Origin of the sequence: Sporosarcina sp. FSL K6-6792 (genome assembly GCF_038004885.1) — a bacterium.
Taxonomy (GTDB): domain Bacteria; phylum Bacillota; class Bacilli; order Bacillales_A; family Planococcaceae; genus Sporosarcina; species Sporosarcina psychrophila.
Map to the genome: position 1 here is coordinate 1,414,573 of NZ_JBBOSA010000001.1, position 21,056 is coordinate 1,435,628.

Sequence of the window (21,056 nt, forward strand, 5' to 3'; positions counted from 1 at the left end):
GCCCTCCTTATTTTTCACCATACAAATACATCATCCGTGGTGCATTATAATCGTTTAATAACTTACCGATTAGTTCAGACTCAATATTACCGCCAAACATATTTCCTGCTTTCACGCCGAGTATTGAAGTCCAGCTATCAAGGGACGTATACTCAAAGACTGTGGCATCTTGAAGATTATAATCTTCTTTCATGGCCGCAATAACATCACCCGCCTTGCCGAATTCATCTGCAAGCCCAGCTTCAATTGCCTGACGCCCATTCATGATACGGCCATCAGCCACTTTTTTCACTTCAGCCTCTGTCATACCGCGACCTTCTTCGATAATATCAACAAAGCGTTCGTAGGAATCATTTATCATTTCTTGAAGCATTACGCGTTCTTCATCTTTCATCTCACGAGATCCACTCATAATATCTTTATATGGACCTGTTTTAATCGTGTTAAAATCAATGCCGTATTTCTCAGCAAGTTTCGCATAGTTAACACTTTCCATAATGACACCGATTGAACCTGTAATCGTTTCACGATTAACAAATATCTTATCAGCTGGAGCTGATACATAATAACCGCCTGAAGCAGCCATTCCGCCCATCGAAACATACAGCGGAATCTCTCTTTCTACTTGAATCATACGGAGAGCATCATAAATGTCCGCTGATTCAACGACTCCGCCACCTGGTGAATTCACTTCAAGCACAACGCCTTTTACATTAGTATCTTCAAGAATTTCAGACAACTGATTCATGAAATACTGATGATTATAACCTGCAGATTGGAAAAGGGATGACGTATCCCCTAAGTCCTGAATAACCCCATCAAGAGAAAGAACAGCGATTTTATCCTTACCCGTTCCTTCCTCAATAATCGCTTCCTCATACCCCGAAGATGAAGTTGCCATCATGTCTTCAAAGAATCCGTTGAAATCTCTCGTAAATATGTACGATAGTGAATTTATGCCTATTGACACAAAAACAAGTGCTGCAGCTACGATGATTGCAATCCATCGTTTAATTGTCATTTCAAATTCCTCCTTTTTCATTCCATTAACTTATACGTTCGGACACACCAAAATGTTTCACCACGTGGTAAAATCAGTATAACTTATTCAGAGGGGGCTTTGTGTAATGACAGATCGAATGAATATTTTTATTTACAGTAAACATGATGAAGATTCACTTGATAAAAAATCCAAAGTGGCAGATGCGTTGATTCATGAGGGTTTTACAATGACCGACAACGATAAAGATGCAAATATTATCATCAGCATCGGTAGCGATGGTTCTTTTTTACAAGCGGTTCGAAAAACCGGTTTCCGACAGGATTGTTTATATGCAGGTATTTCTTTAACAGGTAAACCCGGACTTTATTGTGATTTTCATTATAACAATCTTTACGAAATGACGCAGACCATTCGTAAAGAAGGCCTTGAAGTGAGAAAGTATCCACTTATCGAAGTAAAGATTGATGATCACCAACCATTCTATTGCCTAAATGAATTCAGTATTCGTTCGAATATCATTCGGACATTCGTCCTGGATGTCATTATAGATGATAAATTATTCGAAACATTCCTCGGTGATGGTCTAATAATTTCCACACCGACTGGCAGTACTGCTTACAATAAGTCTGTCAATGGAGCGGTCGTTGATCCACTACTTCGGTGTTTCCAAGTGACTGAGCTTGCTTCCGTAAACAATAATAAATACAGAACACTTGGCTCGTCCTTCATAATGAGTGGCGAACGTAAATTCCAACTAAAAGTTCATCAGGATGGCAATGTTTTCCCTTTAGTTGCTGCTGACAATGAAGCACTGGGGATTCGCCAAGTTGAAAGTGTGGAAATTAGATTAAGCGATAAAACTGTGAAAACTGTAAAACTAAAAAATAACTCCTTCTGGGAGAAAGTGCAGCGAATTTATTTATAAAAGAAAAGCAACACCGCCTGTCGATTACCGTTTTATAGCAATACATATGATTTCAACATTGAAAAGCTCAACTACTTTAGTAAGAACCTTTCAATCTACAATTACGTCTGTTGATTAACCATTTATTTGCATAAAATACTGGTATTAAGGCTTGGAAAACCCATTTTCACTGGACCATTTCCGGTTCGCTTTCGGCGAACTAATCACGACATATTTACCGTGAGGCATGTGTGGCTAGATGTGACTCTGTCGCTTCTAGCCACACTTTTTTTGGGGTCATCCTGTTGTGAATAGTTGCCTGTCGCGTACCTACAATGTTCAAGTGAAAAATACAGTTATTTTGAAAGAAAAGAATAGATGACTTTCTATAGGGATTGTAAGTGCCCGAAGATGCAATTTCGGGCACTCTTGCACGTTGTATTGCTTACTATTAGCAAAAGAGTATGCATGTAATCATATGATACCATATAGAAATTGACACTTCTTTACTAGTAAAAATGAGAAAACCCTAAAGAAAGTTTCAGCCGCCAAAATAACATCCTTGGCGGCTTTTATCCAGGTCTATGCCCCTCTATTCTTTCGTCCCAAAAGGTTTAGCTCTTCGAGTACTTATGAAATTGGAGCGCGATGGAACAATCATGATTTATCTTCGTCTTAAGTATGTAATTATTCCTAATCATTTCATTTTATGGCATTAGCCTATCTATATAACCTGATTTCTCCATAAAAGTTTTAAAATATGTTTTAAAATATTTCGGCATTATTAACTCACTTATCCCTAGCTATATATGTTGAACAAATGAATACAACGTATGCGCTTTACAAGGGCTATTGAAAGGCTACTGAAAAAAACAATAATTGGAATGAAATAAAAATCCTACGAATACCGCTTCGACGCTTTGTGGATGCCTCCCACGAAGTCGCGCCTGCGCTGGATGTTCTATGTGAGAAAGAGCTTTTCATTATCTACGATAAAATCTGCAAGCCGGGGCACGTCTTTCTTGAATATAAGTAGTAGCAAAAAGTAATCACATTATAATCTCAGCATATACATCTCAAAATCATATTTCTCTCTATAATGAACACCCTAGCGCAGGCACGGCAAAGGGGTCGCCGAAGTCGTAAGACTGGATGCGAAGCGCTAATCCAGTCTTACAGCGAGAGGCATCCCCAAAGCGCCAAGCGTTCTACAATCCACACACCGAATTACAACTCTCTCATTATTGAGCACCATAGCAGATTCAATGAGATTCTTTAATTCAACATATATACTATATTTTTTAATCCTGTTTTATCATATAGATGAGCTCTAAGCTCTAAAAAAGTAAAGGATATGTACGTGAAGATTTATTGAAATTGAATAGGATTTTTAGAAGGGAGTGGAATGAAAATAACTATTAATTCATTGTCCTTTATACTTTCTTTACTTTGTATTCCTCTTTTTTTTATCGCACTATCGTCTGCGGATTTTTTTAGTTTTACCACCAAAATCATAGGGCTTTATCCATTAGATATTGTCTTAAGCATAACAGTGATAATATTTTTTCTCGGAGTTATCGGGTTGAAGGATGTAAGAGAATGGAAGGCAATGGCTAGAGGTATATTTACTATAATTTTCATGTCAATTTTTTCAATCGTATTAACTTTCATTATATTCATCGGCAGAATGCTTGGTTAACCTTCTTCAACTAACTGCTTCGTTCGTTGAAGAAGGTTTAATCTCTATTAACAAACCCATTAACCTCTTGAACTGAGCTAGTTGAAAGTCTGTAAATAGTATGAGTGTCTTTTGTATTCATTATTGTTCCATTGTCTTCTGAAATCCAAAGGGAATATGATTCTTCACCAAGGTCGAATCTATACGGCGGATTTACCATATTAACAATTCCTAGTTCGCTGGTCGAATCAGTCACCGCTTTACTGAATATAGCTATTCCACTTTTTTCTTTTAAATCTAAATACCCCGTTTTTGTTTCTATTTGTTCCTTTTGAAAACTCCCTACTAGTAAAGTTCCTAGTATAATAAATAGCATTGATAACTCTTTCATATTATCCCCCCCTATCTACTAGTAGACGTGTACTTATCAGATGGGTTTCACAATATGGCTCTACTAGGAAAGAAGGCTGTTAGCGATATCGAGTTATTTTCTTTTCAAATGAAGTTATTGATAAACCTTCCATTACTTTTGTTTCTCCAGTTATTATGAATCCATTTTTTTCATAGAAGGAGATTGCTGGTGCATTTCTAGAACCCGTTGATACGATCAGTGTTTCATTCCCTTCTCCGACGCTTTCAATGAACTCTAATAATCTCTTGGCAATTCCTTTTCTAAAATGTTTCGGGTGCACCATCAACCGATGAATATCTATTAGATCCTCTTCTGCCTTTATAGAAATGACTCCGCTTAACTCTCCATCTAAATAGCATCCATAGAAATTTTCGCCACATTGTTGCAATGTGCTAACCGAATCCCTTAATGGCGGAATGTCATAGAAATCAATCAACTCCGCCTCTACCTTATACGAAGCAATTTGAACGCTCAATACCTCCTTAGCAAGTTTCGGATTTATAATATCTATTTTATTAATCAATATTATCCTCCTTTTTTTCATTTAATGTATGAACAGATGAATATATTTAGCCTAGACATCCCCCAAATACCAGAGCGGGTTTGATGTAATTCTTTACTTCAACATATAAAGATAGCCTTTTTCAGTAGCCTCCTCATTTAAAGGAGGCTCTTCTTCATTTTCATCACTTCAATTAGTTTAGATACCGTAAAGAGTAACAATGCTGCCCAAATGAAAGCGAATGACAAAACCTCAATTTTTCCGAACGTTTCTTTGTACACAACAACTCCGAGAAACAGCATCATCGTTGGGGCTATGTATTGAAGAAATCCAGCCATATATAGCGGAATTCTTTGTACGCCTTTTGCATACATAATAAGTGGTAAAGCCGTTGCTATACCTGTTAGGATAAGTAAAATGTCCGTCTTGATGTCAGAATGTAAGAACACTGCATTGCCTTCCATGAATAGCCACACATAATAGATGACAGCGAACGGAACAATGAAGAACGTTTCAATTGTCAACCCACGAAGTGCATCTAGCTTAATTTGTTTCTTGATAAGACCGTAAACTGCAAACGTTATTGCCAGTGTAAATGCCAACCATGGAAATTTACCGTACGAAATCGTCAAAATTGTGACTCCTGTTGCCGCCAGTAAAAAAGCAACTTGCTGTGCTCTTGACAACTTTTCTTTCAAGAAAAAGATTCCAAGTAGTACCGATATAAGCGGGTTAATATAGTAACCAAGACTTGTTTGGACAATATAGTTATGATTCACTGCCCATATGTAGATAAACCAGTTCGTTGAAACAAGTGCTGAAGCAGCGAACAAAGCCCAAAAGTCTCTTTGCGAGATCCACAAGGTTTTTATATCTGCCTTAAGATGACGTCCATTTTTCATAAGAAGAACTACTACTAACGTTAGAACAAATGCCCACACGATGCGACTCACTAATATTTCAGCACTTGCGACATGCTCAAGGCTTTTCCAATAAATCGGCATAATCCCCCAAATAAGATACGAACCGATTGCCCAAAGGACACCGCTTTTTTCTGTTTGCATCACGACGCCCCCATATATTTTGATTACCGAAATAATAAACTAAGTATAGCCCCATTAATTCACTACGTAAAGATGAGATTATTTAGAATACTGACAACCTACTCGTAAACACCAAAAACCGCTTAAAAAGTACGGAATAACCCGTGCTTTTTAAGCGGTTTGTTTTCTGGAATGATTTACAATTGTTCTTTTTTCCTTAATTCAATTCGCATGATTTTTCCTGAAGCAGTTTTCGGCAAAGTATCCAGGAATTCAATTTTACGTGGATATTTATAAGGCGCTGTCAAACTTTTCACGTGATCCTGTAAGTCTTCAATAAGACCCTCTTCATTTTTCCTTTCCGGGTCACGTAGCACCACGAATGCTTTGACGATATTCCCCCTGACTTCATCCGGACTCGCAACGACTGCGCATTCACGGACTGCGGGGTGTTTCGTTAATGCATCCTCTACTTCAAATGGTCCGATTGTGTAGCCGGAACTGATAATAATGTCATCCCCGCGACCTTCAAACCAGAAATAACCATCCTCATCCATTTTTGCACGATCACCCGTTACGTAATAATCACCTCGGAACTGCATTGTTGTCCGTTCCGGATCTTTTAAATACTCTTTGAATAACGCAGGTGTCGATACGTGTACCGCAATATCCCCAACTTCCCCAACAACCGCTGGATTTCCTTCGTCATTGATAATGTCGACCTTATTGCCAGGCGTCGGTTTTCCCATAGAACCCTTCCGCGCCTCCATACCTAGCATCGTCCCGACGAGTAATGTGTTTTCCGTCTGCCCATAGCCATCTCTTACTGAAAGCGAAAAAGTCTTATCAAATATATCAATTACTTCACGGTTAAGCGGTTCTCCAGCCGAAACCGCACTACGAATAGAAGAAAGATCAAAATCCCCAAGATTTTCGGCCTTCGCCATAAACCTGTATTCCGTTGGCGTACAACATAATACATTCACTTGATATTTACCAATCAACTCTAAATAAGTCGTCACATCAAACTTCCCGTCATATACAAGTCCCGTTGCGCCGCTACCAATTACGGATAGGAAAGGTGTCCAAATCCACTTTTGCCATCCTGGTGCAGCAGTAGCCCAGACTACGTCACCTTCATTGATACCCAACCAGCTTGCTCCTGTTGTCCGTAAGTGCGCATACCCCCAAGCGTGTGTATGTACGACACCTTTTGGTTTGCCCGTCGTGCCTGATGTGTAAGATAGAAATGCCATGTCCGAACTTTTCGTTTGTGGTGCTGTAAACTCAGCTGATGCAGTTTCCATTAGATCGGTTAATGAAAGTTGATCTTTCTTCGCCTGTCCAACAACGAATAATTTGACATCCCCCATGTTTTTCACTTCGCTTAATTGATCTGTAAATGCATCGAACGCAACGATTGCTTTAGCATCACTATGTGCCAATCGATATTCAATATCGGAAGACCGTAACATTTCTGAACTCGGGATTACGACAAGCCCCGCTTTAAGTGCACCGATATACGTCACATATGCCTCAATTAGCCTTGGAACCATAACAAGAACTACATCACCCTTTTCAAGTCCGTTCGTTTTGAAGACATTGGCTGCCTTATTCGCTAAAGTGATTAATTCATCATATGTAATTTCCTTCTTGTTTCCTTCTGTATTAACATAAATTAGCGCTTTTTTTCCTGTACCTGTTGCATACTTTTCAAATTCACTGACAAGGTTATATTGTTCTGGTGCAATCAGTTGTTCACGATTCATGCAAATTCCCCCTTAGATGTATTATCTAAGTATACAAATAAACGACCGACAATTCAAAACTAATTTACTTTTCCAAATAAACTTGAGAGTATTTCATTCTTTACTAGCTAATACTTGTGTAAATTGTGAAAAGCTGTTCCGAAATAATTCCGGAACAGCTTTTCATTAAACAATTATTCTTAGTGACCCTTCATCTGTTCTTGAGCCTGTCGCACTAAGCGCTTTGTAATTTCTCCGCCGACGGATCCGTTGGCACGCGCTGATGCATCTGGTCCCATTTGTACGCCAAATTCTGTTGCGATCTCATTTTTCATTTGATCCAATGCTTGTCGTACGCCTGGAACTAATAGCTGATTCGAGTTGTTGCTGCTGTTGTTGTTCGCCATGATTGCCACCTCCTTGTATAATTAGAATGTGCTAGATGCAGAAATTCATGCAAAATTATAGGTGGTAAAGTTTGTTAATCACTTTGAAATGATTAAGCAACTGTACTTTTGATAACACTGTAAAAGCGAAAGCTGTTTTAGATAATACCTAAACCAGCCTCACAGTTAAAGAGTTATTTTTGGTACCCGCTCATTTGTTGTTGCGCTTGACGCACTAGTCGTTTTGTAATTTCTCCACCGACCGAACCATTAGCACGTGATGATGCATCTGGTCCCATTTGTACACCAAATTCTGCTGCAATTTCATTTTTCATTTGATCCAGTGCTTGTCTTACGCCTGGAACTACTAACTGATTTGAATTACCACTGTTGTTGTTTGGCATGTTTGTCACCTCCTGTGCACATAGAATGTGCCGTTTATAAAACTTTATGCATTTATTTGTTATGGTAATGTCCACCAATTACATAAAATAGTTTAAACATCTGCATTTTTGCTTACACTATATTAGCGAAAAGTTGTTCCGAAACATCTTTTCATTGAATAAATCTTTATTTATTGCCATTCATTTGTTGTTGCGCCTGACGCACTAATCGCTTTGTAATTTCTCCGCCGACGGATCCGTTGGCACGCGATGATGCGTCTGGCCCCATTTGTACGCCAAATTCTGCTGCAATTTCATTTTTCATTTGATCAAGTGCTTGTCTTACGCCTGGAACTACTAGCTGATTCGAGTTGCCGCTGTTGTTGTTCGCCATGTTTATCACCTCCTTGTGCAGTTAGAATGCACAAGTTAATAAAATTCATGCACGAATAATAAGTGGTAAATAACGCCAAATAATTAAGATTAGTTTAAGCAACCATTCTTTTGCTTACACTATATAAGCCAAAAAGCTGCATCAGACAATGTCCGATGCAGCTTTTATATTGGTTGAAATAAAGAATTTCATTGAATTCGCTAAGGCGCTAGACGATGCCTTCGCACAGTTTATACAGATACTTATTTGTTCGATATATAGTACTTCAAATTGATTGAGTTCCCATTATCCCATATCCACTTATATTGATGCCTTTAACTTTGGAACTAACTTCTATGTGCGTATAGAATGCATCGCAAACGGAATTTCATACAGTGGATGTGAACAGTAATTTATTCTAACATTAAAGAAGGTCTTCGAAGTCGTCCTTTTGTTGAAGTGGTAGTTCAACGATTAGTCGTTTTTCAATCGCTTCTTCAATCATTGGCTCGAAATCAGTAAAGCTTTCATAATAAGCTACTTTTTCAAGCTTTGGTTTTGTTTTCGGGTTTGCAGGCGAGAAGATTGTGCAGCAATCTTCATAGGGTCTAATTGAAATGTCGTATGTGCCAATCTTTTGGGCAATATCTATAATATCCAGTTTGTCCGTTGCAATGAGCGGGCGCAAAATAGGTGAAGAAGTCACAGCGTTAATAGCCGTTAAGCTTTCGAGCGTTTGACTAGCAACTTGTCCAAGGCTTTCCCCTGTTACAATTGCGAGCGCACCCTCTTCTTCACGCACTTTATCAGCAATTTGAAGCATTAATCTCCGCGTTGTCGTCATTGAAACATTATCTGGTACTTGACTGACAATCGCTTGCTGGATTTCAGTGAATGGTATTATATGAAGCCTAACTGCTGCTCCGAATGAACTTAACTTCTCAGCAAGGTCCATCACTTTCTTTTTAGCCAAATCACTTGTGAATGGCGGACTAGCAAAGTGAATTGCATCAATCGACACACCGCGCTTCATCATGAGATAGCCTGCAACTGGGCTATCTATACCACCTGAAAGCATTAGAATTGAATGTCCATTTGAACCTACCGGCATACCGCCTGCACCTTCATATACTTTAGCTGTTAAGAAAGCTCCTTCTATTCTAATATCAATGAGTAGCACGATATCAGGTTTTTTCATTTGCACAATGAGGTCTGGGAAGCTACGTAACACATGTGACCCAATTTCTAGCTGCAACTCGTTTGTCACAAGCGGGAACCTTTTGTCTGTACGTCTCACTTCAACTTTAAACGTTTTTCCAGCTGTTTCGTTTGCCCCAATGATTTCTAAGGCTTTTTCTTTAATCGCTTCAAGCGTCGCTTCACATTTTGCAACTGGACTGAAAGATTGAATGCCGAAAATATGTGGCAAACGAGCTATCGCTTCTTCCATATCGCTTTTGTCTTCCGCAAAAAGAAACATGCGATCACGTTCAGGTTTAATGATTACCGTTTTCAAATCACTCAAAGCATCTTTAATATTGTTTCTTAATTTCTTGACGAATACATTCCTGTTTCGCCCCTTTAATGATATCTCTCCATAGCGTATCAATAGTTCGTTCCATTCCATTACTTATTTCCCCTTCCAAGCAGTTCCATGAACCGTGCAAATACTTGCTCGAATTCCACTACATGCTGTTCTATATTATTTTTTCCAAAGCTGACACGGATTACTCCATTTTTAAATTTCCCATTAACACCTATAGCTTCTATTACATGCCCCGCAGTGCCACTTTTCGATGAACAAGCGCTAGATGTAGAAATTGTAATACCGTTTTCTTGAAAGAAATTAACGGCAACTTCCCCTTTTACTTTATAAAAAGCGACAGCTAAAATATGCGGTGCTGCCTTATCAGGGGCAAGTACACGAACGTTCTCAAATTGCCCGATAAACCCTATAAGCCGATTTCTCCATTGCCTGAAATCCTTCTGCTCGATAGCTATCGCACTCATCCGTATTGCCTTTGCCATCGTCACTGCATTCGCTACGGATACGGTACCGTTGCGAATACCACTTTCCTGGCCGCCGCCATAACTAATTGCTTCTGGTGTCATTCCTTTTCTTAATGCTAGTATGCCCGAACCTTTCAAGCCATTAATTTTATGAGCTGAAATCGTTATAGCGTCCGGACCATCTCCAGTTAACGAAACGGGTAGTTTTCCGAAACTTTGAACAGCATCCGAATGAAATAGTGCCCTTGTATTTTCTTTAATGAGGCGTGCACATTCAGCAATTGGCTGTATTGTACCGATTTCATTATTGACATGCATAATACTGACAAGTATTGTATCTTTCCGAAGTTTACTTTTCAACTCTTCAACAGAGATCATTCCTTGCTCATCAACAGACAAATAATCCACTTCAAACCCTTGCGTCTCTAAATATCCCATTGAATGAAGAACAGATGGATGTTCAATTTTTGTTGTGATGAGATGGTTGCCTCTAGCACGCAAAGCACGTGCAAAGCCGATTACCGCTAAATTATTGGCTTCAGTACCACCCGATGTGAATAAAAGCTCTCCATCATGTGCACCAAGAATCGATAGGATCTGTTCTCTCGATCGTTCAAGAAGCGCCTCGGCTTCCTTTCCAGCAAGATGTATTGAAGCGGGATTCGCAAAAAAGCGCTTGTTCACTTCTATGAAAGATGTAAGCACACCCTCATCAGGAGCTGTTGTAGCGCTATTGTCAAAATAAATCATGTGAATCTTCCTTTCATTTTACATTAAATACGCATTTCAGCATTGATCCCACCACTTATAGAAGTGGGTACTACTTTAGCTAACGCTTCGCTTTCAGTACAAAAAAATTACTGAATCAAGTTCAATGCGTGACAAAGCCACCTGCATTATATGCCGGTGGCTATTTGTAGTCTACTTTTTAACTCAGACATGTTCTTTCACAAGTTCTTCAATTCGTTTCATAGCACCCGGTTCCATTTCTTCAACCGCTGTCGCTGCTTCTTCCAATGCTTTTGCATAACGGAATTGTCTGAATGACTCTTCAGCATCTAACAGGCGGGCGTGAACTTCCGGATTGGATGCACGGTATCTGTTTCCATATTGGATGATCCACTCAATCAGTAATACATTCTCAAGCATCTCTTCAACTTTTATAGATACATCATTTATAGCTTTCCCCGCATTCTCCAAATAAGAATCGACGAGACTCATATTAAGCGGTACTTCCTGTAAACTTTGTGTCACGATATAAATTTGTTCATCTGCTTCTTCAAGACGTGCTTCCATATCATCTGGTATACCAGGGATATTCCCCTTATGTAGCATACGTTCTGAATTTTGTAATTTACGCGACAGTTCATCCAGTTTAGTTCGAACATTATTTTCGTCAATCCGTAAGTTTTTCATACGATTTGTGAAACTTTCCTGTTCAACAGCAATTTGCTCTAGTTCTTCAAAAATGGATTGCAACTCTTCCTGTAATCCCGAATAAGCAGATAATTGTTCCTCAAGCCTATAAATAAGCACACCAAATCGTTTGTCGAGAGAACCTAACTTTTTGAGAGCCAGCTGTGGAATTTGTGCTTCTTTTTCATCCATTCGATAACTTTGCTGAACAAAAGCCGCCTCGTCTGAAGTTTCTCTTGTCAATATCGTTATTGCGTGAAGCCTCTCAGCAATTTGATTATAGTACTCATCTACATAATGCTTTGCATTCACTTCATTTTCAAGCGCATCGTAAAATGAATCAATGCGATCATTTATTTCACTTGTACACTGTTGAACAGATTCAATTTGAAGATCAGCCATTTTTAACAATAGTTCTTCAAGTTCAATCTCAATTGTTCTAAGTTGTTTTGTCAGTTCTAGGTGTTGCAAATAATAGGACTGTTCTTCCATCTCTCTCGTTCCATTTCGTAGTTCACGAATCGATGCTGGAATTTTGCTTTGTATTTCAGAAAGCAACGATGGGATCTCGTGGATTAACGTAAAAACATGATCTCCCTTTGCTGATAATGCCATGACAATTTCCCGTGCCAACAAATAATTACCATTCGCTGTCAACTCGTCATATTCTGCGAATTTCGGGTTAAATGATTCCAGTTCCTTTTCGAGTGGATTCGCTGTCATCCCAAACGAATGTTGATGAGCGAGTACCGCTTTGCGAGCGGCACGATGCTGCTCTTTTAATTTTTCCATCTCAATGCGGTTTTTTTCTTCACTGCCAACGAGTTCGTTTAGCTCTTGCAAAATATTATTCATTTTTTTATCGCAAAAACGAACTTTTTCTTGAATTTCTTTTTCTAATCCTGTTGCTTTTCTAAAACGGAAACGATCTACTACATCCTCTACATCAAATAATAATGTATCGATTTTTGGCATATGTACGTCCATCAATTCTGTCCATTCGCTACGCCACCGCTCGAATTTCTCTTCGGTTTCGCCTGTCATGTTCAGTTGTTTCACTTTCGTCATCTCTTCTAAGATAGGTTTGTGTTGAATTTGTAGCTTCTCCTGCTCCAATCGACCAATTTCCTGGATATGTTTACGCCTGAATAAGAAGGCGATTGTCGTTAATATAATAACTACTAGTATGGCAATGATGATGATTTTCATCGTGGTCCCCCTGTCCAAGTCACTGTACCATGATATTATCCTATATAGTACCACGTTTAAACCCTTTTGGTTGCGAATATGAATGATTTATAGGGAAAAATCTGTTTCCCACCCTAATAATCGACAAAATTTGTTTATAAACGTCTTAATATGTATACTTATTTAAACAAAATATACTTAACAAGGGGTGTTCTATTTGTTTCAAGAAATTGACTATGCCACTGATTTAAAAGTGAAATATGAACAACTTTCAAGTCAATTGGACGCATTGTTGACGGGTGAGAGAAATATGTACGCAAACTTGAGCAACGCTTCTGCTTTACTCAATCAATTTTTCGACCGCATCAATTGGGTCGGTTTTTACTTAATGGATGACGGAGAACTAGTGCTTGGTCCTTTCCAAGGTCTTCCCGCGTGCATTCGTATTCCCCTTGGAAGAGGCGTCTGCGGAACAGCTGCTGAAACAAAAAAATCCATTATCGTATCGGACGTCAATGCTTTCCCAGGACATATTGCATGCGATGCAGCTTCCCAGTCTGAAGTTGTCATTCCTATTTTAAAAGATGGTGTCTTACTAGGTGTCCTTGACATCGACAGCCCCGAGCTGAATCGCTTCACAAAAGAAGATCAGGCTGGACTGGAACATCTTGTCGAGGTACTAGTCAAACATCTTTGAACAACAAGCTGCCCTGGCCACCAGACAATCGGTGCCAAGGCAGTTTTTTCATTGCTCAACAATCATGAAATCCTACTCTGTTGTTAATTATAGCAGAGAGGTTCCTGTCCTATTCGTTCAAAGATAAAAAAGTATAAGTTTTTTCGCTTAAAATAGTATCTAGTTTCCCGGCGCCTTGCGCTTTTCTTAGTTTAAGCCCGCTCGGTAATCACTGTCTCCATGATTGCGAATGCCGCCTTGAAGTCAGCTATGAGATCCTTGGCATGTTCAAGACCGACTGAAAGCCTTAGTAAAGAATCAGTGATACCCATCTGTAGTCGCTCCGCCTCAGGAATAACAGAATGTGTCATCGTCGCAGGATGCTGGATAAGCGTTTCTGCGTCTCCTAGGCTGACTGCAATCTTAATGAGAGAAAGGCTATCCATGAATAGCTGAGCCCCTTCTTTACCACCTTTAACTGTAAATGAAATCAGGCCGCCTCCTGCTCTCATTTGACGTTGCGCTATTTCATATTGCGGATTGTCTTTATCGAACGGATAATAGATTTCTTCAACAAGCTTCTGACCTTTTAAATAAGCTATCACTTTTTCCGCATTCGAAGTATGGCGCTCCATGCGAACCGATAGCGTTTTCAATCCGCGGATTAAAAGCCAAGCATCGAATGGCGATATGATGCCTCCGAAATCTTTCTGCACAGACATACGAATTGACTCCATCTCTTCTTTGTCAGCTCCGACAAGAAGCCCAGCTATGACATCTCCGTGACCGTTAATATACTTTGTTGCGCTATGCAAAACGAAGTCCGCACCGATATCGAGCGGATTCTGCAAATAGGGCGACGAAAAAGTATTGTCAACTACAACTCGAAGTCCATGACGTTTAGCTACATTCACGACCGCGTGAATATCGACAAGTTCCATTGTTGGATTGATAGGCGTTTCAATATATATACAGACCGTTTCCGGTTTAATAGCCCGTTCAATCTCCTCTTCTGTCTTCATCTGAATAAGGTCATGCGTGATATTGTATTTCTCATTCAGCATACCAAGAAGTCCAAATGTGCAGCCATAAATTCCACGTGAACACAGAATATGATCACCCGATTTCGTCAAGTGGACGAGAATCGTACTGACTGCTGCCATCCCCGAACCAAACGCAAGTGCACCTTTTCCGTTCTCAAGAGCTGTCATACGCTCTTCTAACACGCGGACAGTCGGATTACCAAGCCTGGAGTAAATGTTCCCTCCCTCTACACCTGAAAAGCGATTCTCCCCTTGCAATGCTGTTTCAAACGAGAAGGTCGATGTTTGGTAAAGTGGTACCGCTAAACTCCCCTGATGTTCCTTATCATCATATCCCTCATGAATGACAATCGTATCTTTGTGAAGGTTTTTTTTGTCCATTTCCATTGCCCTCCTTATGTTTAAAGAATATTCTAACTCTACATCTATTAGTTTACTCTTTAATCACAGTTAGGAAAAGGTATAACTGGTTTCTTCATGGATTACCACTTGGTTTTTACCGTTATTTTTCGCTATATACAGTGCTTTGTCAGTATGCTGAAACAGTTCTTTATAAGTCGACTGTCGTTTAGACGTCCAGTTATGCATCCCTATCGATACCGTAATTGAGGGTTCAGTGGCAGCAGGAATAAGTTTAACTAGTCGTTCCGCAAATAATGCCCCTTCTTGAAATTCTGTCAACGGCAAAAAGATAGCGATTTCCTCTCCACCCCATCTTCCCGCAACCCCTCTACCGGATACCTCTGCAAGTATGATGGTAGCGATCTGCTTCAGCACATCATCACCAGTTACATGACCATATGTGTCGTTTATCTTCTTGAAGTCATCGACATCTACGAGAACAAACACACCCATTTCATCATCAACAATCGACTTTTCAATAATTTTATCTACGTAACTTCTTGTATAGAGTTTGGTTAAGTGATCTTTATCAACAAGTTCCTGTAACTGGTCGCGTAATACCGAGTTCGCAAGTGCAAGCGAAGAGTGTCCAATAAGTGATTGCATGAGTTTGAAGCTGTCGAATGAAAAGAAGTATTGATCCATATGCAGTAGTACAACGAAACCCGTAAGTACCTCTTGATTCACAATCGGAATCGCTATGATTGACTCGTAACCAATAGATTCGTTCATGGTGCGGCTAAAATTCGCATCAAATAAAGCTTCTTTGCCACTCCTCAAGTATTTCGATGAGAATTCAATATAATTCTTGCCTGATTCCGTACGAAAAAAATCTGAACTTAATTGAGAGAGGTCATAACCATCTTGTTCATTGTTAAAAACAAATGCAATTTCTGCTGGCCGAAACGCTTTCAGCAATTGCTGTTTCAAAAATGCTGTCATTTCTCCAAAATGCATATTGCTATTCAGTTTTTTCGAAGTTTCATTGACAAGTTGTAAATCTTCGATAACACGGTGGGATTGATCATGTAGAATCGCTTTTTCCAGTGCACTTCCTGCTGTATTTACTACCATACTGATAAACTTTTTCTGTGTCGATGAAAAAACGAGGTCAATTGGTGCTTTAATTTGCAACACACCATAGATACCTTGTCTTCCTCTAATTGGTGCATTAATCAGCCTGCATGACAATTCAGGCATTACTTCCTTTGTCGTTTCACCCGATACAAACGCATTCATCGCAGACGGTCTTTCGTTCATGTAATCAATCAACTTATAGTTATGCGTCACCCCTTTTTGATCATGTGATAAAAGAAGTCCCACTTCAGATGACGGGAAATTTTTAGATATCGCAGAGACTACGCCATCTAAAATCACATTACTTTGCATTGTTGAATTGAATAATTCGGTGACTCCGAACAAACGCTTGGAGCTTTTTTCCTCTTTTATAAGAAAAACCATTTTCTTTACTATCTCAATGAGGTCGCTTACCGCCTTTTCAAGTTCATGTAAAAATGGCGATGTAGCAAATGCGTTCCATTCATTAGTAGATTTCAGAACCAGCAATCCGAGTGGTTCAGATTTCAAATTCCGGAACAGAAGAAAGTCATCGGCATAGCTAAAACCTGTCTCTCTAACTCGCGAGATTAAAGAATCATGGCTAAACGCTTTTCCGGTTTTAAGTGCATCAAACACCAAGGCTTGTTCTCTCTTAGAAACGGACTTATGACCTTTAAGTGCCACAAAACTATTATTGGCATATATGAAAAAATCCGCTTCTGCAATATGAAAATGGTGATTTAGTTTTGGTTTCAACGCCTTAAACCATTGTTCATACGATTGCAAAGCAGTATCTTTGGTCCATAAATCCATCAAATCGCTTTTAATTTTCAACATCGTCAATTGATGATCCGTCACATAATCACCCCAATCCTAATCTGTATATAGAATTCAAATAAGTCTTACTACCATTGTAATGCATTGGTACTATAGTTACCATTACTTTACATAGACCATTTGACTTATTTTAGTTTACAAGTATGACGCTTGACTCTTACTTCTATAGTTGTTATGATGGAACTTGTGTAAAATAGTTGCAGCAGTTGTGTGTTTCAGATTGTCCAGTCTATTCCTTTTACAAGGTGCATCGAGTAACTTCCTGGCTGCGGAGGCGAGGGTGCAAGATGATAGAATGGCATTTGGATTGAACACATCTGGTTCTTATTTTACAACAAAATAAAACCAACAATAGAGGAGGAGTCTTTCATGGCTCGTTATACAGGTCCATCATGGAAACTTTCCCGTCGTCTTGGGATTTCACTTACAGGCACAGGAAAAGAAATCGAAAAACGCCCTTACGGTCCAGGACAACACGGTCCTAACCAACGCATAAAACTTTCTGAATACGGAAAGCAATTACAAGAAAAACAAAAACTTCGTTTTATGTTTGGCGTAAACGAACGTCAATTCAAAACGATGTTCATCAAAGCAGGTAAAATGCCTGGTAAACACGGTGTTAACTTCATGATTCTTCTTGAGACTCGTCTTGATAACATTGTATACCGCATGGGTCTTGCACGCACACGTCGTGCATCACGCCAACTTGTAAACCACGGCCATATCATGGTTGATGGTAAACGCGTTGATATCCCTTCTTTCAGCGTTAAACCTGGTCAAGAAATTTCTTTCCGTGAGAAATCTCAAAACCTTGATACTGTAAATGAATCGCTTGAAGTGAACAGCTATGTTCCTGAATACGTAACATTCAACAAAGACACTAAAGTCGGTCAATTCGTCCGCATGCCTGAGCGCAGCGAACTTGCAGCAGAAATTAACGAATCACTTATCGTTGAATTCTACTCTCGTTAATAGCATCTTTGGAAAAGAGCCCCTCACAGGGCTCTTTTTTTTCGTGATATACTGTACATACTACGACTTATGAGGTGATTATATGAAACTTGTATCGATTTGCCCGAGTAATACGGAACTACTTGCCTACCTTGGCCTCATTGATCAACTCGTTGCAGTTGATGATTTTTCTGATTGGCCTAGCGGAATCAATTCTTTACCCAAATTAGGGCCTGACTTGTCGATTGATATGGACAAATTGGAATTGTATGAACCTGACTTAGTGCTTGCATCGCTCAGTGTTCCCGGAATGGAAAAAAACATCGCAGAACTCGAGAAGCGAATGATTCCACACTTAGTATTAGATCCACAAAGCTTGGATGATATCGCAGAAGATCTGTTAACTGTCGGAAAAGCATGTGGAATTGAAGAACACGCACTTCAAATTAAAGAAGAGTATTTATTATTTATTCAAGACATGAAAAAACGTGCCGAAACTGTCGAAGTTACCCCTTCATTATACTGGGAGTGGTGGCCCAAACCTGTATTTACACCTGGAAAAATTAATTGGCTGACTGAAATAAGCACTATTTCCGGAGCTTTGAATGAATTTCGCGACGTCGAATTTGCCAGTGTTCAGACTGACTGGGAGGATGTTCTAAATAGAGCACCTGATTACATCCTTCTAGCGTGGGTCGGAGTACGAATCAATAAAGTGAAAAAAGAAGTTGTTCTGAAACGGCCCGGTTGGAAGGAGTTGGACGCCGTGAAAAGTGACCGCCTTTCAGTAATGGAAGAAGAACTGTATTGTCGCCCTTCCCCGCGGCTCCTTGAAGGCGCTTTGAAATTAGCCAAAATGATTCACCCGGAAATTTATGCGGATTTACAACTACCGCAGTGGGTTAGAAACGCGTAAAATAAAAAGGCTGTTTTCCCCTTCCTAATAGGGAAAACAGCCTTTCGCATTATAAGCATTGTTATTTCTAGACACTTTCAGTTGTTGCCGCGACAGTTGCATGACTCGTCATGACAGTTCTCGTCGTTGTCCTCACAGTTTCACGAATTGCCATGACAGTTCTTGCCATTGTCCTCACAGTTTCATAACTCCCCATGACAGTTCCGGCCGTTGCCATCATAGTTCGAAAATTCAGCTCAAAATTCTCTTCTTCAGTCAATTTTATAAGGAATCATTTCTGGTTTTTCGTGCAGACTCGGAAATAGATTTGCGAAGTCAAATGCCCTCCGCGAACTGGCAAACTCATAAAACCATTCTGCAATGAGTCGTTTTAACTTCAGTTATGGAGTTTCTAACATAGCCCTCGAACATCTCTTTTTTCCTGCCGAATGAAAAGTTTGCGGGTTTTGCTTTCATGAATCTCCACAGTTAAACGAATTTCACCATTTTGTAATTTTTCTTACCGCGACGGACAATCGTAAACGCATCATCCAAACGATCTGCTGCGCTCACCTCGTATGCGGTATCCGTCACTCGTTCGCCGTTCAATGATATCGCACCATTTGTCACATCTTCACGAGCTTGTCGTCTTGATGGCGACACGCCAGAATCGACGATAAAGTCAACGATGTTTTTATCCTCTTTCGCCATTTCAAACGAAGGGACATCTTTGAATGCGTCTTTCATTTCATTCGCAGTTAGTGTTTTCAAATCACCACTGAATAATGCTTTGGAAATACGGATTGCCTGGTCAAGTGCTTCCTGACCGTGAATCAGACGCGTCATTTCTTCTGCCAATCTAAGTTGCGCTTTCCGTAAATGTGGTTCTTCTTGAACTGTAATTTCAAACGCTTCGATTTCTTCGCGCTCAATGAATGTGAATATTTTCATATATTTAACAGCATCCGCATCAGCTGTATTTATCCAGAACTGATAGAATTCATAAGGTGATGTTTTTTCTGCATCAAGCCATACTGCGCCGCCTGCACTTTTACCAAATTTCGTACCATCTGCTTTCGTAACCAGTGGAATTGTGATACCGAATGCTTTCACTTCTTCTTCGTGCGTTTTACGAATCACTTCAAGCCCTGTCGTAATATTGCCCCACTGATCTGATCCACCGATTTGAACTCTGCAGCCATAATTATTGAATAAATGGTTGAAGTCAATTCCTTGAATAAGCATATATGAAAACTCAGTGAAAGAAATTCCACTATCAAGACGTGATGCAACATTGTCTTTCGCAAGCATATAGTTAACGCCTAACAACTTACCGAAATCGCGTAAAAATTCGATGACGCTCATCGAACCTACCCAGTCATTGTTGTTCACCATTTGAGCGCCGTTTTCAGAATTGAAATCGAAAATTTGTTCCATCTGCTTCTTAATCCCGGCAACGTTTCTATCGATCTGTTCAGTTGTTTGGAGCTGTCTTTCTTCCGAGCGGCCTGATGGATCCCCAATCATACCCGTAGCTCCTCCAACAAGTAGAATCGGACGATGTCCATGCATTTGGAAACGGCGTAGCGTAAGTAATGGCACGATATGTCCGATGTGCATGCTATCCGCAGTCGGATCGACGCCGCAATACAGTGAGATTTTCTCCTTATTCAGCAAATCCTCAAGACCCGCCTCATCCGTCTGTTGGTAGAGTAACCCTCTCCACTTTAAGTCTTCCATCAATTTCTCTTTCATCCTAACCCCTCCTGTAATTTAAGTAATAACGCATCGCGTCAAATGAGTTTCAAAGCGCTTAGCACCTGGAAGTAGACAACAAAAAAGCCCTTACACGATTTAAAAAAATCATGCAAGGACGCTAATTATTGTATTAACGCGGTACCACCCGGCTTGAGAAAAAATTCTCCACTCAAAACGCAATAACACTGCGCACGCGTCACACTCCAGAGCTGTAATTCATGATTGGTTTACCGGACAGCTTTCACCAGCCGCTGCCTCTCTAAACGGTTCCCCAACCACTACTTCGACTCATTCAACATGTGAAAGTATATGTATCAGTAATTCTAACCGATATTCAAAAGTTGTCAAATATTATCGATTGGCATTTATGGAAATGTGCTATAATAGGT

At 39.8% G+C, this 21,056-nt stretch carries 20 protein-coding genes; 5 read left to right on the plus strand and 15 right to left on the minus strand.

Annotated elements, in window-relative coordinates:
• Window positions 1-7 precede the first annotated feature (7 nt).
• Window positions 8-1,021, minus strand: coding sequence for a signal peptide peptidase SppA (gene sppA, locus MKZ26_RS06750; protein WP_067207586.1), 1,014 nt, complete (start codon window positions 1,019-1,021; stop codon window positions 8-10).
• 106 nt (window positions 1,022-1,127) lie between these two features.
• On the opposite strand from sppA, the gene MKZ26_RS06755 reads away from it, so the two are divergent.
• Together MKZ26_RS06755 and MKZ26_RS06760 are read left to right on the plus strand one after the other, a co-directional pair.
• A complete protein-coding gene (locus tag MKZ26_RS06755; protein WP_067207583.1) occupies window positions 1,128-1,928 on the plus strand; it encodes an NAD kinase in 801 nt (266 codons plus the stop codon).
• Window positions 1,929-3,312: 1,384 nt separating this feature from the next.
• Entirely contained in the window at window positions 3,313-3,606 is a 294-nt protein-coding gene (locus tag MKZ26_RS06760; protein WP_340765269.1) for a hypothetical protein, read from the plus strand.
• Between the two features lie 37 nt (window positions 3,607-3,643).
• Here the strand turns inward: MKZ26_RS06760 and MKZ26_RS06765 are convergent, their stop codons facing one another.
• From MKZ26_RS06765 to ezrA, 10 genes are all read right to left on the minus strand, one after another.
• The gene (locus tag MKZ26_RS06765; protein ID WP_340765270.1) at window positions 3,644-3,976 is read right to left on the minus strand and encodes a hypothetical protein; all 333 of its coding nucleotides are present in this window, start codon (window positions 3,974-3,976) and stop codon (window positions 3,644-3,646) included.
• Window positions 3,977-4,055: 79 nt separating this feature from the next.
• Window positions 4,056-4,520: a GNAT family N-acetyltransferase gene (locus MKZ26_RS06770; protein WP_340765272.1), complete on the minus strand. Its 465-nt coding sequence runs from the start codon at window positions 4,518-4,520 to the stop codon at window positions 4,056-4,058.
• A gap of 137 nt (window positions 4,521-4,657) precedes the next feature.
• Window positions 4,658-5,563 (minus strand): EamA family transporter RarD, encoded by a 906-nt coding sequence (rarD, locus tag MKZ26_RS06775; RefSeq protein ID WP_338652926.1) that lies wholly within the window; start codon window positions 5,561-5,563, stop codon window positions 4,658-4,660.
• Between the two features lie 176 nt (window positions 5,564-5,739).
• The gene (gene mbcS / locus MKZ26_RS06780) at window positions 5,740-7,311 is read right to left on the minus strand and encodes an acyl-CoA synthetase MbcS (RefSeq protein WP_340765274.1); all 1,572 of its coding nucleotides are present in this window, start codon (window positions 7,309-7,311) and stop codon (window positions 5,740-5,742) included.
• A 179-nt stretch (window positions 7,312-7,490) separates the two neighbouring features.
• Window positions 7,491-7,697 (minus strand): alpha/beta-type small acid-soluble spore protein, encoded by a 207-nt coding sequence (locus MKZ26_RS06785; RefSeq protein WP_067207567.1) that lies wholly within the window; start codon window positions 7,695-7,697, stop codon window positions 7,491-7,493.
• Between the two features lie 173 nt (window positions 7,698-7,870).
• Window positions 7,871-8,080, minus strand: coding sequence for an alpha/beta-type small acid-soluble spore protein (locus MKZ26_RS06790; RefSeq protein ID WP_067207564.1), 210 nt, complete (start codon window positions 8,078-8,080; stop codon window positions 7,871-7,873).
• Window positions 8,081-8,246: 166 nt separating this feature from the next.
• Complete coding sequence (locus MKZ26_RS06795; protein ID WP_067207561.1) at window positions 8,247-8,453, minus strand: alpha/beta-type small acid-soluble spore protein; 207 nt, start codon at window positions 8,451-8,453, stop codon at window positions 8,247-8,249.
• A gap of 403 nt (window positions 8,454-8,856) precedes the next feature.
• Entirely contained in the window at window positions 8,857-10,059 is a 1,203-nt protein-coding gene (thiI, locus tag MKZ26_RS06800; protein WP_340765276.1) for a tRNA uracil 4-sulfurtransferase ThiI, read from the minus strand.
• Complete coding sequence (locus tag MKZ26_RS06805) at window positions 10,059-11,192, minus strand: cysteine desulfurase family protein (protein WP_340741804.1); 1,134 nt, start codon at window positions 11,190-11,192, stop codon at window positions 10,059-10,061. Before MKZ26_RS06805 ends, thiI begins: the two co-directional genes overlap by 1 nt.
• Before the next feature lie 183 nt (window positions 11,193-11,375).
• Entirely contained in the window at window positions 11,376-13,067 is a 1,692-nt protein-coding gene (ezrA, locus tag MKZ26_RS06810; RefSeq protein WP_067207555.1) for a septation ring formation regulator EzrA, read from the minus strand.
• 196 nt (window positions 13,068-13,263) lie between these two features.
• Here ezrA and MKZ26_RS06815 point away from each other — a divergent pair, with 196 nt between their 5' ends.
• Window positions 13,264-13,743: a GAF domain-containing protein gene (locus MKZ26_RS06815; protein WP_067207552.1), complete on the plus strand. Its 480-nt coding sequence runs from the start codon at window positions 13,264-13,266 to the stop codon at window positions 13,741-13,743.
• Window positions 13,744-13,934: 191 nt separating this feature from the next.
• Here the strand turns inward: MKZ26_RS06815 and megL are convergent, their stop codons facing one another.
• Together megL and MKZ26_RS06825 are read right to left on the minus strand one after the other, a co-directional pair.
• Window positions 13,935-15,146, minus strand: coding sequence for a methionine gamma-lyase (gene megL / locus MKZ26_RS06820; RefSeq protein ID WP_340765278.1), 1,212 nt, complete (start codon window positions 15,144-15,146; stop codon window positions 13,935-13,937).
• Between the two features lie 69 nt (window positions 15,147-15,215).
• The gene (locus tag MKZ26_RS06825) at window positions 15,216-17,084 is read right to left on the minus strand and encodes a sensor domain-containing diguanylate cyclase (RefSeq protein ID WP_340765280.1); all 1,869 of its coding nucleotides are present in this window, start codon (window positions 17,082-17,084) and stop codon (window positions 15,216-15,218) included.
• Window positions 17,085-17,432: 348 nt separating this feature from the next.
• Between MKZ26_RS06825 and rpsD the strand changes: the two genes are divergently transcribed.
• Together rpsD and MKZ26_RS06835 are read left to right on the plus strand one after the other, a co-directional pair.
• On the plus strand, window positions 17,433-18,035 hold the full coding sequence (rpsD, locus tag MKZ26_RS06830) for a 30S ribosomal protein S4 (protein ID WP_067207545.1): 603 nt from the start codon (window positions 17,433-17,435) through the stop codon (window positions 18,033-18,035).
• A gap of 82 nt (window positions 18,036-18,117) precedes the next feature.
• The gene (locus MKZ26_RS06835) at window positions 18,118-18,930 is read left to right on the plus strand and encodes a cobalamin-binding protein (RefSeq protein ID WP_067207543.1); all 813 of its coding nucleotides are present in this window, start codon (window positions 18,118-18,120) and stop codon (window positions 18,928-18,930) included.
• A gap of 67 nt (window positions 18,931-18,997) precedes the next feature.
• Here the strand turns inward: MKZ26_RS06835 and MKZ26_RS06840 are convergent, their stop codons facing one another.
• Complete coding sequence (locus MKZ26_RS06840) at window positions 18,998-19,189, minus strand: hypothetical protein (RefSeq protein ID WP_340765282.1); 192 nt, start codon at window positions 19,187-19,189, stop codon at window positions 18,998-19,000.
• A gap of 209 nt (window positions 19,190-19,398) precedes the next feature.
• On the minus strand, window positions 19,399-20,664 hold the full coding sequence (gene tyrS / locus MKZ26_RS06845; protein WP_067207540.1) for a tyrosine--tRNA ligase: 1,266 nt from the start codon (window positions 20,662-20,664) through the stop codon (window positions 19,399-19,401).
• Between the last annotated feature and the right edge of the window lie 392 nt (window positions 20,665-21,056).

Coding starts and splice junctions, on each gene's coding strand:
- MKZ26_RS06835 (WP_067207543.1), top strand. CDS start 18,118: ATGAAACTTGTATCGATTTGCCCGAGTAATACGGAACTACTTGCCTAC.
- ezrA (WP_067207555.1), bottom strand. CDS start 13,067: ATGAAAATCATCATCATTGCCATACTAGTAGTTATTATATTAACGACA.
- MKZ26_RS06790 (WP_067207564.1), bottom strand. CDS start 8,080: ATGCCAAACAACAACAGTGGTAATTCAAATCAGTTAGTAGTTCCAGGC.
- megL (WP_340765278.1), bottom strand. CDS start 15,146: ATGGACAAAAAAAACCTTCACAAAGATACGATTGTCATTCATGAGGGA.
- rpsD (WP_067207545.1), top strand. CDS start 17,433: ATGGCTCGTTATACAGGTCCATCATGGAAACTTTCCCGTCGTCTTGGG.
- mbcS (WP_340765274.1), bottom strand. CDS start 7,311: ATGAATCGTGAACAACTGATTGCACCAGAACAATATAACCTTGTCAGT.
- MKZ26_RS06805 (WP_340741804.1), bottom strand. CDS start 11,192: ATGATTTATTTTGACAATAGCGCTACAACAGCTCCTGATGAGGGTGTG.
- MKZ26_RS06760 (WP_340765269.1), top strand. CDS start 3,313: ATGAAAATAACTATTAATTCATTGTCCTTTATACTTTCTTTACTTTGT.
- thiI (WP_340765276.1), bottom strand. CDS start 10,059: ATGGAATGGAACGAACTATTGATACGCTATGGAGAGATATCATTAAAG.
- MKZ26_RS06755 (WP_067207583.1), top strand. CDS start 1,128: ATGACAGATCGAATGAATATTTTTATTTACAGTAAACATGATGAAGAT.
- MKZ26_RS06765 (WP_340765270.1), bottom strand. CDS start 3,976: ATGAAAGAGTTATCAATGCTATTTATTATACTAGGAACTTTACTAGTA.
- tyrS (WP_067207540.1), bottom strand. CDS start 20,664: ATGAAAGAGAAATTGATGGAAGACTTAAAGTGGAGAGGGTTACTCTAC.
- MKZ26_RS06795 (WP_067207561.1), bottom strand. CDS start 8,453: ATGGCGAACAACAACAGCGGCAACTCGAATCAGCTAGTAGTTCCAGGC.
- MKZ26_RS06785 (WP_067207567.1), bottom strand. CDS start 7,697: ATGGCGAACAACAACAGCAGCAACAACTCGAATCAGCTATTAGTTCCA.
- rarD (WP_338652926.1), bottom strand. CDS start 5,563: ATGCAAACAGAAAAAAGCGGTGTCCTTTGGGCAATCGGTTCGTATCTT.
- sppA (WP_067207586.1), bottom strand. CDS start 1,021: ATGACAATTAAACGATGGATTGCAATCATCGTAGCTGCAGCACTTGTT.